Origin of the sequence: Erythrobacter dokdonensis DSW-74 (assembly GCF_001677335.1) — a bacterium.
Lineage (GTDB): Bacteria > Pseudomonadota > Alphaproteobacteria > Sphingomonadales > Sphingomonadaceae > Erythrobacter > Erythrobacter dokdonensis.
The window spans coordinates 442601-457389 of sequence record NZ_LZYB01000002.1 but is presented as its reverse complement, the minus strand read 5'-3'; the positions used below and the strand labels follow the sequence as shown (position 1 = coordinate 457389).

Below are 14789 nucleotides of genomic sequence, written 5' to 3'. Positions count from 1 at the left end.
GATTGTCAATCGCCTGCGACTGTCATGATGCAAGTCAATCAGCTAGGCTCCGGCCATGGCCGCCCCGCAATTGTCCCTGTCCTCTCATGCCCATGTCCTTGGCGTGACCGCCTCCTTGTCGGGCAAGGCCTGGCGCTGGCGGGGAGGCAACATGGAACTCGGCGGCGAAAGCATTCAGGGGTTGGAGCATTCCATACTCGACCAGCTGCTGCTGACCCGCGGTGTAGCCAAAGACGATCTCGCCCGGCATGCCCGGCCTACCTTGCGGGATTTTCTGCCCGACCCTTCGACATTTCGGGACATGGATGCCGCAGCCGCGCGCCTTGCCGATGCCGTGACCAGCGGTGAGCGTGTCACGATTTACGGGGATTACGATGTCGACGGGGCGACGAGTGCCGCCCTGCTGGTCGAGCTGCTACGACAACTCGGTCACGATGCGGGCTATTACATTCCCGACCGCCTACTTGAAGGCTACGGCCCTTCCGGCGAGGCGCTGGTGCGGCTGGGAGAAGCGGGTTCCAGCCTGATCGTTACCGTCGATTGCGGCGCCATGGCGCACGAGGCGCTGGCGATGGCAAAACGCGCCGGCGTCGACGTGATCGTGGTCGATCACCACAAATGCGCCCCCGAGCTTCCCGAAGCGGCCGCGCTGGTCAATCCCAACCGGCTCGACGAGAGCGATCTGGGCGCTGCCCACGGACACCTCGCGGCTGTCGGCGTCGCCTTCCTGCTGGCGGTCGCGCTGGTGCGGACCTTGCGCGGCAGGGGCTGGTTCGCCCAGCGCCGCGAACCGGACCTGATAAGCCTGCTCGATCTGGTCGCACTCGGCACGGTTGCCGATGTCGCGGCGCTGCACGGGCTCAATCGCGCCTTCGTGGCGCAAGGCCTAAAGGTGCTCGCCCGCCGCGAACGGATCGGCATGGCTGCGCTGATCGACGCAAGCCGTATCAACCGCGCCCCGCAGGCGAGCGATCTCGGCTTCGCGCTTGGCCCGCGAATCAATGCGGGCGGACGGATCGGAGAATCGACCCTCGGCGTGCGGCTGCTGACCACCACCGATGCCGAAGAAGCGCGGGCCATCGCGATCCAGCTGTCGCAACTCAACGAGGAACGCCGCGCCATCGAGGCCGAAGTGCAAGAGGCGGCCGAAGCGCAGCTGGCCGGCCAGCACAACATGGCGGTGCAGGTGCTCGCCGGGCATGGCTGGCATCCCGGCGTGATCGGGATCGTCGCGGGACGGATCAAGGAAAAGACCGGCAAGCCCGCCATCGTCATCGCTCTGGACGAGGCGCAAGGCAAAGGCTCCGGCCGCTCAATCAGCGGGGTTGATCTGGGTGCGGCGATCATCGCCGCGCGCGAGGCCGGGCTGCTGGTAGCGGGCGGCGGGCACGCCATGGCGGCGGGGCTGACGATCGAAAGCGGCAGGCTGGCCGACTTTGCCGGTTTCCTCGACGAACGTCTCGCCCGCGACGTCGAACGCGCCCGCACCGGGGCTGCGATGCTGCTTGACCTCGCGCTTGCACCGGGCGGACTGGCCCCGGAACTGGTCGAAACTCTTGAAGCTGCCGGACCCTATGGCGTCGGTTGGCCCGCCCCGCGGATCGCGGTTGGTCCGGTCCGGATCGTGAAGGCCGACATCGTCGGCAAGGATCACCTGCGGCTGATCGCGAGCGGCAGTGAAGGGCGCAGTTTCAAGGCCATCGCTTTCCGCGCGGCCGAGACGGAGATGGCGCAGACCTTGCTTCACCGCAGCGCAGGTCGGCGCTTTCACCTTGCGGGCCGCGCGCGGATTGACGACTGGGGCAATCGACCGGCGGCCGAATTGCAACTTGAGGATGCCGCTTTCGCCGATTGAGCGGCAGGCTCGCGATTTTTCCGCCCGGCCGCGCAAACGGGACTTGACCGATGCGATTCACACCCCTAGTTGCGCGCTTCCGCAACGAGCGTGGCCCGTTCGTCTAGCGGTTAGGACGCGGCCCTTTCACGGCTGAAACACGGGTTCGATTCCCGTACGGGTCACCACCTTCCGGATGCGCGCAGAACGGGCGCCAGGCTTTGGCCTTGCCGACCTTTTCGTTGCCGCACCTGCCTTGCCCGCTTTCAACCGTCGCCGCTTGGCTGTAAGGCACCCGGCCATGGGCATGGGTCAGAACTTTCCGGTTGCGGGAATCGCGCTGGCAGCGGTGACCTTTGTGGCGATGATACTGCTGGGGGTCGACGCGGTCATCGCCCTTTCGGTGCTGCTGGTATGGGTCGGCTCGCTGATGGTCGCCGCCGGTCGTCCGCCCGAGCCGCCCAAGGCCGTCGTCAGGCAGCAGCTCGACCTCGGCTCGATCAGCGACCTGATCGAGAATTTCTCCACCCCGCTGATGATCACCGAGCGCAACACCATCGCGCTTGCCAATCGTGCCGCGCGCACGATGCTCGGACCGCATGTCGTCGGGCAGGATGCGCGCGTGGCGCTGCGCCAGCCCGAAGCGATTTCGCTGCTGAACGAGAACCGCAACGGCGAGGCGATCGTGCGCGGACTGGTGCGGCGACAGGACATCTGGCAGATCAACCGTCAGGCCATCAACGACCGGCTGGCGATGCTGGAACTGACCAACCAGACCGCCGAGGCCGACATCAGCCGCGCGCATACCGATTTCGTCGCCAATGCCAGTCACGAACTGCGCACGCCGCTGGCCGCGATCCTGGGCTATGTCGAAACTCTGCGCGAGGACGAGGGCAAGGTCGACACCCCGACAGCGCAGAAGTTTCTCGGGATTATCGAGCGCGAGGCGCAGCGCCTGCATGCGCTGGTGAGCGACCTGATGAGCCTGTCGCGGGTCGAGGCGGAAAAGCACGAGTTACCGACGGAACAGATCGAGCTTGCTCCCCTGGTCGAGCGGGCCGCGCGTGATGCGGCCGGTTCTGCGAGGATGGAGCGGCTCGATATCCAGTTCGCAGCCGCGCCGCGCGTGATCGGCGACCTCCAGCAGCTTGAACAAGTCGTCCGCAATCTGGTCGACAACGCCCTGAAATACGGGGCGGATGACCGCCCGGTGAGAGTCGTCCTTGACCTTGCGACAGCGGATCAGGCCCGCATTGCCGTGGAGGACGAAGGCGAAGGCATCGCGCCCGAACAGATCCCCCACCTGACCCGTCGCTTCTATCGCACCGATCCTGGCCGAAGCCGCGCCTCGGGCGGTACGGGACTCGGCCTTGCAATCGTCAAGCACATTGTGGAACGCCATCGTGGGCGGCTCGACATTACCAGCGAACTCGGCAAGGGCACCCGCGTGGTGGTTCGCCTGCCATTGGCGGAACAAGAAGCGCTAACGGCGGAAGGCATTGACGAGGATCATGACGGCGACGAGCGCGAACCCGAAACCCAACAACTGTCATAGTAGTGTCTTATTTATTCAACATGCGCCCGCCATGGCATGAGCGCCAGACAAATACGGCGCCAACGGCCAAGCGATTCTCGCCGGCCGCCGACGGGGTAAACAGGTTCATTCAATGTCGCCGATCACGCTTATCCTGATTGCCATCGGGCTTGGCCTTGCCGGATGGCTGGCAGGCAGGGCAAAGGCGTGGAGCTTCCAGAGCAGCGACCCAGCCCTGCGTCCGGCTTCGCGTCCGGTTTATCACGCATGGTATGTAGCGCTGTGGGTGGTCATCCCGGTGCTCGCCTTCGTTGCCCTCTGGTCGGTGATGGCGCCGCAGCTGGTCACCCAAAGCGTGCTGGCCTCGCCCGCAGCCGCGAACCTTCCGGCGTTCGGCTTTGAGCGCGACGCATTTCTGGGCGAGGCGCGCGCGGTCGCGCAAGGCAATGCCCCGGGCGTCTTCAATGACGAGGCCGAAGCGCTCATCGAACCCTTCCGTGCCGCAATCTCGCGGTACAGCGTCATCGGGATCGTCGTGACGGCAGTGATCGCGCTGGGCGGCGGGGGCCTCGCGTTCTTGCGCCTGCGTCCCGATTTCCGCGCCCGCACCAGAGTTGAGCGCACGGTACTCGCCATCTTGCTGCTGGCCTCGCTGGTGGCGATCCTGACGACCTTCGGCATCTTCGCCAGCCTCGTATTCGAAACTGTGCGCTTCTTCGGCATGGTCTCGCCGGTGGATTTCCTGTTCGGCACCAAATGGGGTCCGGACACGATGGTGAGCCCCGATGCCGTCGATCCGACCCGTTACGGTGCCATCCCGCTGTTCTGGGGGACGATCTTCATCGGCGCGATCATCGCCATGATCGTTGCCATCCCGCTGGGGCTGATGAGCGCGATCTATCTCACCCAATATGCCGATCCACGCCTCAGAACCTGGGTCAAACCGCTGCTGGAGATCCTCGCCGGGGTGCCGACGGTGGTCTATGGCTATTTCGCCGCACTCACCGTTGCCCCGGCGATCCGCGATGCGGCCGTGGCGATCGGGATCACCAGCGCCTCGACAGAAAGCGCGCTGGCAGCGGGCGTTGTGATGGGGGTGATGATCATTCCCTTCGTCTCCTCGATGGCCGACGATTCCATGGCCGCCGTGCCGAGCGCCATGCGCGACGGCAGCCTGGCGATGGGTGCGACCAAGTCCGAGACCATCCGCCGCGTCCTGTTTCCCGCTGCCCTTCCCGGGATTGTTGCCGGGATCATGCTGGCCGTCAGCCGCGCGATCGGGGAAACGATGATCGTGGTGATGGCCGCCTCGCCCGCAGCCAACCTCACCGCCAACCCGTTGGAGCCGATGTCGACCGTGACAGTGCAAATCGTGAAGCTGCTGACCGGTGAACAGAGCACCGATCACCCCGCGACGCTGAGCGCCTTCGCACTGGGTTTCGTGCTGTTCATGGTGACGCTGGCCCTGAACTTCGTCGCCCTGCGCGTCGTCAAGCGTTTCCGGGAGGCCTATGAATGAGTAGTTCCGCCCTGCCCCCCGCCGGCTCGATTTCCGAGGCAATCGCATCCGCAAGACCGGAGGCGCGCGGCCCCACACGCACGCCTGCCTTCGAAAAGCGCCTTGCCCGGCGTTACCGCTCCGAACGCAATTTCCGACTGCTCGGACTTTCGGCGGTCGTGTTCTCGGTAGCCGTGCTGGTCTTCCTGCTGGCGACGATGTTGATGAATGGCATCGGCGGTTTCCAGCGCGCCGAACTCGATGTGACAATCGATTTTCCGGCCAGCGGCGTCACCGGCGATGCCGTTTCCTTGACCGCGCCAAGCGCGGTGCAGACCCTTGAAATGCAGGGCCTGCCGGAAGTGGTTGCCTTCTTTGCCGAAGAGCAGCTCGGTGCGGAAGCCGCGGCACAGCTCTCCCCCGATGCGTGGCGCGACGTGGCCGCCGCGGTGACAAGCGATCCTGCGCTGATCAACAGCAGCCGGACCTTCCAGCTTCCTGCCACATCAGGCCTTGCCGCAGGTCTTGAAGGCGAAGGGTTACCGGAAATGCAGGCGCTGGCCGCAAAGCTTTCGGCAGATGGCACCCTGTCCAAGAACTGGGATTGGGGCTTCCTCGCCCGCTCTGATGCGACCAGCCCGCAGGCGGTGGGCATCTGGGGCGCGCTCAAGGGCTCGATCCTGACGATGCTGGTGACATTGGCGCTGGCCTTCCCGATCGGCGTTCTGTCGGCTCTCTATCTCGAGGAATATGCCCCGCGTAACCGCTGGACCGACCTGATCGAGGTATCGATCAACAACCTTGCCGCGGTGCCTTCGATCATCTTCGGCCTGCTGGGTCTGGCGATTTTCCTGTCGCTGTTCCCCAACCTTCGTTCAGCGCCGCTTATCGGCGGGATGACGCTGGCGCTGATGACCATGCCGGTCATCGTGATCTCGGGGCGCAACGCGATCAAGGCGGTGCCGCCCTCGATCCGCGACGGCGCGCTGGCGGTGGGGGCATCGCCGGTGCAGGTCGTGTTCCACCACGTCCTCCCGCTCGCGCTGCCGGGGATGCTGACGGGGACCATCATCGGCATGGCGCGCGCGCTGGGGGAAACGGCACCTCTGCTCTTGATCGGTATGCGCGCCTTTGTCGCCACCCCGCCCGACGGCTTCACCTCGCCCGCCACGGTGCTGCCGATGCAGATCTTCCTCTGGTCGGATGAAATCGACCGCGGCTTTGTCGAGCGCACCAGCGCAGCCATTATCGTGCTGCTGGTGTTCCTGCTCGCCATGAACGGCCTTGCCATCTATCTTCGCAACAAGTTCGAGAAACGCTGGTGACTGTGATCCATCCCAACATGGCCGACGAAAGCGCGAAGATCCACGCGCGTGATGTTTGTGTCTTCTATGGCGACAAGAAGGCGATCGACAATGTCTCGATCGACATCTCGCCCGATTACGTCACCGCCTTCATCGGCCCGTCGGGTTGCGGGAAGTCCACCTTCCTGCGGTGTTTCAACCGGATGAATGACACGATCCCCTCGGCTCGGGTCACCGGACGGATCGAACTCGAAGGCGAGAACATTCTGGACGACACCATGGATGTCGTTCAGCTGCGCGCGCGGGTGGGCATGGTGTTCCAGAAGCCCAATCCTTTCCCCAAGTCGATCTACGAGAACATCGCCTATGGCCCCAAGATCCATGGCCTGGCGGAAAAGAAGGCCGATCTTGACGTCATCGTGGAACGCTCGCTGACCCGCGCGGGCCTGTGGGACGAGGTCAAGGACCGGCTGGACGACTCCGGCACGGCGCTTTCGGGCGGTCAGCAGCAGCGGCTTTGCATCGCCCGTGCCATCGCGGTCGATCCCGAGGTGATCCTGATGGACGAGCCCGCCTCGGCGCTCGATCCGATCGCTACCGCCAAGATCGAGGAACTGATCGACGAACTTTCGGGCCGCTATGCCATCGTCATCGTCACCCACTCGATGCAGCAGGCTGCCCGCGTCAGCCAGCGCACCGCCTTTTTCCACCTCGGAAAGATGGTGGAATACGGCCCCACATCCGATATCTTCACCAATCCGATCGAGGAACGGACGAAGGATTACATCACAGGAAGGTACGGCTGATGGCCGAACATACGGTCAAGGCATTCGACGAGGACATCACCCGCCTGCGCGGCCTGATCGCGGAGATGGGTGGTCTGGCCGAAGTCGCTATCCAGGAAGCGCTGGATGCGCTGGTGCGCGGTGACGAGGAACTCGCGGAAAAGGTTGTCGCCCGCGACAAGCGGATCGACGCGCTGGAAACCGAGGTCGACAAGCTGGCGGTGCGGATCATCGCATTGCGCGCGCCGATGGCCGATGACCTGCGCGAAGTGATCGCTGCGCTCAAGATCGGCGGCGTGGTCGAACGGATCGGCGACTATTCCAAGAACATTGCCAAGCGGGTGGGCATGATCGAAGGCCGGTCGCGGTTCGAACCGCTGACCCTGTTGCCCGCAATGGGCGAACTGGCGGGCGAGATGGTGCACGACGTGCTGACCGCCTATGCCGCGCGCGATCCGGACCTCGCCCGCGAGGTGATTGCCACGGACGCCAAGGTCGATGCTTTCTACAACAGCATTTTCCGCAATCTTGTCAGTCATATGGTGGAAAATCCCTCGACCATTTCGAGCGCGGCGCAATTGCTGTTCGTGGCCCGCAATATCGAGCGGATCGGCGATCATGCCACCAACGTGGCCGAGATGGTGCACTTCGCCGCAACCGGCGCCTATCCGCCCGAGGGAGATCGCTGAGCGGCTGAAGGCGGTCCTGTTTCGGACCGTTTCCGCTCCAGCCTCCTGCTTGCCCCCCTTTAGACCCCCTTTAGACCCCCTTTCGACCCCCTTTTGCCCATCCTTGACCAGCGCTCGCCGGGTGTTTGCGGCGCTTCAGGCGCGCGGTTTCACGTGAAACATCGCTCCTGCGGAAGGCGATGGTTGAATTCCGGCGCGGTTTCATCAAACTGTCGCGCGAATGACACATAGGGTTGGCGATCGCCCGCGCTGGCGGGTCTGAGGAGGCATCTTGCGTATGTCCGCTGCCAAATTGCTGCTGGTCGAAGACGATCCGGCGCTGTCGGAACTGCTCGAATACCGTTTCCAGAACGAAGGCTATAACGTGCGCTGCACCGGCGACGGGGACGAGGCGCTGGTGCTGGCTGCCGAGGAAGTGCCTGATTTGATTATCCTTGACTGGATGATCGAGGGCACCAGCGGGATCGAGGTGTGCCGCCGGTTGCGCCGCGACAAGGATACCGCCCACGTGCCGATCATCATGCTCACTGCCCGCGAGGCCGAGGACGACCGGGTGCGAGGCCTGGAAACGGGGGCCGATGATTACCTGACAAAACCCTTTTCCCCCAGAGAGTTGCTGGCGCGTGTCGCCGCCGTGATGCGCCGCATCCGTCCGGCGCTGGCGGGCGAGACGATCGAGGTCGGCGACATCCGACTCGATCCGGTCGCGCACAAGGTCCAGCGCCGCGGCCGCGCCCTTCAACTGGGGCCGACCGAATACCGCCTGCTCAAGTTCTTCATGGAGAGCCCGGGCCGGGTGTTCAGTCGCGGCCAGTTGCTCGACGGGGTGTGGGGCACGGGTTCCGACATCGAACTGCGCACGGTCGACGTGCACATCCGCCGCCTTCGCAAGGCAATCGGCATCGACGGCGCGAAGGACCCGATCCGCACAGTGCGCTCAGCCGGATATGCCCTCGAAGCGAGCTGACATTCGTCTCGCAAGCCTAATGAAAATCGCGGGATTTCGGAATGATCCGGGTGTCGCGGGGATGCCCGCCCGGCCCGCGTTCGGGCATGGGCCGGTTGACCTCGTCCGCCCGGGCGAGCTGGGCCGCCAGTAGATCGTCCGACAGGGCATGCAAGGCCGACGTCGCATCGGTCAGCTGCGCGGCGATGACATGGATTACCTCGTCGTCATACTCGACCCGCCCCCGCACCTCCATCAGCCGCGCGCCCATCACCACCTTGCGCTGCCTTTCTTTCAGATCGGGCCAGACCACGAGGTTGATCACCCCTGTCTCGTCCTCGAGCGTGATGAAGGTCACGCCCTTGGCGCTGCCCGGCCGCTGGCGGATCAGCACCACGCCCGCCACCTGTACCATGCTGCGGAATTTCCTCGCCCTGAGGTCGCAGGCCCGCACAAACCCCCGCGCGGCGAGGTCGGCACGCAGGAAGGCGAGCGGATGTGCCTTCAGGCTGAGGCGGGTGGTCTGGTAATCGGCAACCACTTCCTCGGACAAGGGCATCGCGGGAAGCGCGATCCGCGCCCGCTCCGCACCCTCCTCGCGCACCCCGGCGGCGCGGAATAACGGGAGATCGGGAACGGCAATCAGGCTCCTCGCATCCCACAAGGCCTGTCGCCGCGAAAGCCCGAGCGAGGTGAAGGCATCGGCGCTGGCAAGCCGCTCGATATGCGCGGGCGAAAGTCCGGTGCGCTCTCGCAGATCGGCAATGCTGCGGTAAGCCCCGCCCGCCTCGCGCGCGGTGACGAGCGCGGCGGCGACGTGTTCGGGCAAGCCGTCGATCTGTCTCAGTCCGAGACGCAAGGCCTCACCCTCCAGCGTGCAGCCCCACGCAGAGTGGTTCACATCCACCGGCAACACCCGTACCCCGTGCTCGGCCGCATCGCGCACGATCTGCGCGGGCGCGTAGAAGCCCATCGGCTGCGAATTGAGCAGCGCGGCAGCAAAGGCGGCGGGGTAATGGCACTTGAGCCAGCTCGACACATAGACCAGCTGCGCGAAGCTGGCGGCGTGGCTTTCGGGGAAGCCATATTCGCCGAAGCCCCTGATCTGGTTGAAGCAGCGCTGCGCGAAGTCGCGATCATAGCCGCGCGCGACCATGCGTTCGACCATCATGTCCTGAAGCTCGTCGACCATCCCCCGGCTGCGGAAGGTCGCCATCGCCTTGCGCAGCCGGTTGGCCTCGAGGCTGGAGAACTTCGCCGCATCCAATGCGATCTTCATCGCCTGTTCCTGGAAGATCGGCACGCCCAGCGTCCTTCCGAGGATACTGGTGAGCTCGTCCGGAGGCCCGTGTCCGGGCGCGGGTGCGGGGATCTGCACCGGCTCGGCACCCCGCCGGCGCTTGAGATAGGGGTGGACCATGTCACCCTGAATCGGCCCAGGGCGCACGATCGCGACCTGGATGACGAGATCGTAGAACTCCCTCGGGCGCAGACGCGGCAGCATGTTCATCTGCGCGCGGCTTTCGACCTGGAACACGCCGAGGGAATCGCCCTTCCTCAGCATCGCATAGGTCTCAGGATCCTCGCGCGGGACGGTGGCGAGGGTGAGCCTGCGCCCGTGGTGATCGGCCAAGAGATCGAGGCACTTGCGGATGCAGGTCAGCATCCCCAGCGCCAGCACGTCCACTTTCAGGATGCCCAGCGCCTCGATATCGTCCTTGTCCCATTCGATGAAAGAGCGATCGGGCATGGCACCATTGCCGATGGGGACAGTCTCGGTCAGCGCGCCTTCGGTGAGGATGAAACCGCCGACGTGCTGACCCAGATGGCGCGGCATTCCAATCATTTGCTCGGTAAGCTTGAGCACGCGGCGCAAGTGCGGATCGGTGATGTCGAGCCCGCTTTCGGCGGCGTGCCTTTCGGAAATCTCGCGGCCCCATCCGCCCCAGACAGTACGGGCGAGAGCGCCGGTGACATCCTCCGACAGCCCCATCGCCTTGCCCACCTCGCGGATCGCCATGCGCGGGCGGTAATGGATCACCGTCGCACACAGCCCTGCGCGATGGCGGCCGTACTTGCGGTAAATGTACTGGATCACCTCCTCGCGCCGTTCATGCTCGAAATCGACGTCGATATCGGGCGGTTCTTTCCGTTCCTCGGAGATGAAGCGGTCAAACAGGAGCTGGTGCTTGGCCGGATCGACGCTGGTGATGCCGAGGACGTAGCAAACGGCAGAATTGGCCGCAGAGCCGCGCCCCTGGCACAGGATCGGCGGATCGCACCCCCGCGCGAAATCGACGATGTCCTTGATGGTGAGGAAGTAGCGCGCCAGATCGAGCTTGGCGATCAACGCCAGCTCGCGTTCGAGCGTCTGACGGACGGTATCGGGGAGGCCTTTCGGGTAACGGCGTCCTGCCCCCTTCCACACTTCGCTTTCGAGGAAGGCCTGCGGGCTCTGGCCGTCGGGATATATCTCCTGCGGATATTCGTAAGCCAGTTCGTCGAGGCTGAAGTGGCAGCGGTCTGCCACTTCGCGCGCGGCGCGGGTGGCATGGGGCCAGCGCGCGAAGAGGCGCTGCATCTCCTGCGGGGACTTGAGGTGCCGCTCGGCATTGGGGTGGAGCAGGTGTCCTGCCGAGGCCACGGTGGTCTTGTGGCGGATCGCGGTCATCACATCCTGCAAGGCGCGCCGCTCGGGCACGTGGTAGTGAACATCGTTGGTGGCGAGGAGCGAAAGACCGTGCTTGCGCGCGAGGGCATCAAGCCGCCCGATCCGCGCAATGTCATCGCCGCGATAAAGGTAGCTGGCGGCGATATGCTTCAGTGTGGGCAGTTGGTGGGTGAGATGCAGGAGGAGACCGGAGAAAGGCAGCTCACTCACTTCATCCCGGCGCAAGCCGGAATCGCTCTCGGCCAACAGGTCCGGATCAAGTCCGGGGCGACGGAAGAAGACCACGTTACTCGGCACCGCGATGGTGAACTTGGCGTCGAGGTCGTCGGGCGGGAGCAGGATCAGCTGCACGCCTTCCGAATGGGCCGCCAGCATAGCAAGGTCGATCTCGCACACGCCCTTGTCCTGCCATTCCCCGGAAAGCGTCTGCATCCGCCCCAGGCTGATGAGGCTGCAGAGGCGTCCATAGGCGGCGCGGTCTTCGGGGTAGGCGAGGAAGGCGAGGCCTTCCACCGTCTCGATCCGGCAGCCGATCACGGGGCGCAGTTTCAGCGTCTTCGCCTCGGTGTGGATGCGCACCACGCCGGCCATGGAATTCACATCGGCGATCCCGATCGCGTCATAGCCCGCCGCATGGGCCGCCAGCGCCAGATCGACCGCATCCGAAGCTCCGCGCAGGAAGCTGAAGCAGCTCACAAGCCCCAGTTCGACGAACGGCGCGCGCGGCGGCGCGGCAATCCCGTCGGGATCGACCTGAAGGGTGCGCCTGTCAGGGGTAAGCGGGGCGTCGGGCACTCACACCTCCCGCAACCGCTCCCGCACCGCCGCCAGATCGGCCGCGAACAGCGCCGCCTGTGCATCACGCGCCGCACCGTCGAGCCTGAGCAGGTATGAGGGATGGACAGTCACCCACAATTCGGTGCCGTCATCGAGCGGGATTGCCCTGCCCCGCTCGCGCGTGACACTGACGGTCCGTCCCAGCAGCCCGCGTGCCGCGCTCGTCCCCAGCGCCAGAACAAGGCGGGGCCGCACAAGAGCACGCTCGCTCTCCAGCCACCAGCGGCAAGTGTCGATCTCCTTGGCCGTGGGCGACTGGTGGACGCGGTGCTTGCCCTTCCACGCGAACTTGAAGTGCTTGACCGCGTTGGTGACGTAAGCGGCGCTGCGGTCGATCCCCGCGGCTTGCAGGTGTTCGTCGAGCAATTGCCCCGCAGGGCCGACGAAGGGACGCGCCGCCACATCCTCCCGATCGCCCGGCTGTTCGCCCACGATCATCAGCGCAGCGCCCGTTGCGCCCTCGCCCGCGACCGCGCGGGTGCCGCAATCGGCAATCGGGCAATCACGGCAGGCGGCGATGCCTTGCGCGATCTCGACCAGCGTTGCAGGCCGCGCCCTTTCCTCGCGCGCGCCTGCCTTGACCATCGCGGCCTCGCGCGCCTGAGCACCGGCAATGAGCTGGGGGATGAGCTCTGCCTCGGGCAGGTTCTTCCAATATTTCCTGGGCATCTCCGAGAGCATCGCGGAGACCTTGAGCCGAGCGGGATTGAAGATTGCGGCATAGTAGGAGCGCCACAGGTCTTCCACCGGATCACCCGCCGACGCGTCGGAGCGGCGGGCAGGCGGGCCCTCGCGCATCGCCTCGCCGTCCCAGTGGATGCTCCCGCGCGGGGTCAGGATCGACCAGCGCATGTTGGCGAAGCGGCGCATGAAGAACCCCGCCTCGGCACGGACGATGTGGTGATCGGGCTCGAACCAGGCGATGAAATGCGGGGTGCCGTCTTCCTCCGCGACTTCGCGGAAGCGGACAAAGGCGTGCATCTTGTGCGCGTCGCGGCGCACCGCCTTGGCGAGTTCCTCGATCCGGCGGACCTCCGGATCGGCCTTGTCCTCCATCAGCCGGGGCTGACGCTGGAGCCGCCACAACACGCGGTAGAGCAAACCGAAGCGCGCCGGATCCGAGTGCTGTGCGGCACGGCGGGCGAGATCGAGAAAGCGCTTGCTGGCGCGCACCGGCGGCGCGTCGGCGGGCGGAGCCGGCAAGCGTTTCTCGCTCCGCGACGGGCCTTCGCTCGCGAACAGATCGCCCGTCCCGCCTGGCTCGATCCAACTCACCCGGTCGGGCGGCACATCACACTGAAGCAGCCCGCGGGCCCGCTCGCGCCAGAAGGCGAAATCGTCGGGCGCAGGCAGGTGCACGGCATAATGTGCGCCAAGGGAGACGTTCTGCATCGCGGTCATCAGAACAGCTCCAGCTGCTCGGATTTCGGTGTCAACAAACCGCGCAGGTCGGCGCGGTCGGTGAGCAAGGTCGGGCGCCAGTCGATGGTGCAGACAAATGGCCGCACCTTGGCAATCGACGCCGTCAGCCGCGCGACATCATCGAGCCGCAGCCGCCGGTGCCGGCGCACAGCAAGAATGCGCGCTACCGCTTTCGTCCCCAGTCCCGGCACCCGCAACAGCATCTCCTTCGGCGCTCGGTTGACATCGACCGGGAAATGCTCCCGGAACTTCAATGCCCAGGCCAGTTTTGGGTCGATATCGAGCGGCAGGTTGCCATCGGCTTCCGCCGCCTGAGCAACCTCCTGCGGCGCGAAGCCGTAGAAGCGCATCAGCCAGTCGGACTGGTAGAGCCGGTGCTCGCGCAGCAACGGCGGGCGCTTGAGCGGCAAGACAGCACTGGCATCGGGGATCGGCGAGAAGGCGCTGTAATAAACCCGGCGCAAACCGAAAGCTGTGTAGAGCGTACTGGCCCTGCCGATGATTGCGGTATCATTGGCATCGTCTGCCCCCACGATCATCTGGGTCGACTGCCCCGCCGGGGCAAAGCGCGGCGCGTTGCGGAAGCGCTTGCGTTCGTCCTTAGCCTCGATGATCCGCGCCTTCGTCCGCCCCATCGCCCCTTCGATCTGGCGGGCGTTCTTGTCGGGCGCGAGGCGAGTGAGGCCGCTGTCGGTCGGCAGTTCGACATTGATCGAGACCCGGTCGGCATAAAGCCCGGCCTGGTGGATGATCTCCGCATCGGCCTCGGGAATGGTCTTGAGGTGGATATAGCCGCGGAAGTCATGTTCCTCGCGCAGGATCCGCGCGACTTCGACCAACTGATCCATCGTGTGATTGGCGCTTTTCACGATGCCCGACGAGAGGAACAGTCCCTCGATATAATTGCGGCGATAGAAGCTGAGCGTCAGGTCGACGACTTCCTGCGGTGTGAAGCGTGCACGGGCAACGTTGGAGCTCTTGCGATTGATGCAGTAGTGACAATCGAAGATGCAGTGATTGGTCAGCAAGATCTTGAGCAGCGAGATGCAACGACCATCCGGCGCATAGGCGTGGCAGATGCCCATCCCCTCGGTCGAGCCCACGCCTTTTCCGCCCAGGGAATTCTTCCTCGCAGTGCCTGAAGAGGCACAGGAAGCATCATACTTGGCCGCGTCGGCGAGAATTTCGAGTTTCTGGCGGAGTGTCTGCTGAGCCATCGGGAACCTTGGGGAACATTGCTATATGTTCCTTATATGTTCCATGCGCTCC

The 14789-nt window shown here is 65.0% G+C and carries 10 protein-coding genes and 1 tRNA gene; 8 read left to right on the top strand and 3 right to left on the bottom strand.

Going from position 1 to position 14789, the window contains the following annotated elements:
• Positions 1–55 precede the first annotated feature (55 nt).
• The 8 genes from recJ to phoB all read left to right on the top strand — a co-directional run bounded on the left by recJ (position 56) and on the right by phoB (position 8611).
• A complete protein-coding gene (gene recJ / locus I603_RS06230) occupies positions 56–1855 on the top strand; it encodes a single-stranded-DNA-specific exonuclease RecJ (RefSeq protein ID WP_068863140.1) in 1800 nt (599 codons plus the stop codon).
• Positions 1856–1947: 92 nt separating this feature from the next.
• Positions 1948–2022 (top strand) — tRNA-Glu (locus I603_RS06225).
• A gap of 113 nt (positions 2023–2135) precedes the next feature.
• Positions 2136–3389 (top strand): sensor histidine kinase, encoded by a 1254-nt coding sequence (locus I603_RS06220; protein WP_068863138.1) that lies wholly within the window; start codon positions 2136–2138, stop codon positions 3387–3389.
• Positions 3390–3501: 112 nt separating this feature from the next.
• Positions 3502–4887 carry a phosphate ABC transporter permease subunit PstC gene (pstC, locus tag I603_RS06215; protein WP_068863136.1) on the top strand — a complete coding sequence of 462 codons (1386 nt, stop codon included), beginning with the start codon at positions 3502–3504 and terminating at the stop codon, positions 4885–4887.
• Entirely contained in the window at positions 4884–6191 is a 1308-nt protein-coding gene (pstA, locus tag I603_RS06210; protein WP_084439893.1) for a phosphate ABC transporter permease PstA, read from the top strand. Before pstC ends, pstA begins: the two co-directional genes overlap by 4 nt.
• Before the next feature lie 17 nt (positions 6192–6208).
• Positions 6209–6976: a phosphate ABC transporter ATP-binding protein PstB gene (gene pstB, locus I603_RS06205; RefSeq protein WP_068863339.1), complete on the top strand. Its 768-nt coding sequence runs from the start codon at positions 6209–6211 to the stop codon at positions 6974–6976.
• The gene (gene phoU / locus I603_RS06200) at positions 6976–7644 is read left to right on the top strand and encodes a phosphate signaling complex protein PhoU (RefSeq protein WP_198157222.1); all 669 of its coding nucleotides are present in this window, start codon (positions 6976–6978) and stop codon (positions 7642–7644) included. The genes pstB and phoU overlap by 1 nt, the downstream gene beginning before the upstream one ends.
• 277 nt (positions 7645–7921) lie before the next feature.
• Positions 7922–8611 (top strand): phosphate regulon transcriptional regulator PhoB, encoded by a 690-nt coding sequence (gene phoB / locus I603_RS06195; protein ID WP_068863134.1) that lies wholly within the window; start codon positions 7922–7924, stop codon positions 8609–8611.
• Between the two features lie 16 nt (positions 8612–8627).
• Here the strand turns inward: phoB and I603_RS06190 are convergent, their stop codons facing one another.
• The 3 genes from I603_RS06190 to I603_RS06180 are packed head-to-tail and all read right to left on the bottom strand — an operon-like array spanning position 8628 to position 14737.
• On the bottom strand, positions 8628–12056 hold the full coding sequence (locus I603_RS06190) for an error-prone DNA polymerase (RefSeq protein WP_068863132.1): 3429 nt from the start codon (positions 12054–12056) through the stop codon (positions 8628–8630).
• Positions 12057–13499: a UdgX family uracil-DNA binding protein gene (locus I603_RS06185; protein WP_068863130.1), complete on the bottom strand. Its 1443-nt coding sequence runs from the start codon at positions 13497–13499 to the stop codon at positions 12057–12059.
• The gene (locus tag I603_RS06180; protein ID WP_068863128.1) at positions 13499–14737 is read right to left on the bottom strand and encodes a putative DNA modification/repair radical SAM protein; all 1239 of its coding nucleotides are present in this window, start codon (positions 14735–14737) and stop codon (positions 13499–13501) included. The genes I603_RS06185 and I603_RS06180 overlap by 1 nt, the downstream gene beginning before the upstream one ends.
• Positions 14738–14789 lie beyond the last annotated feature (52 nt).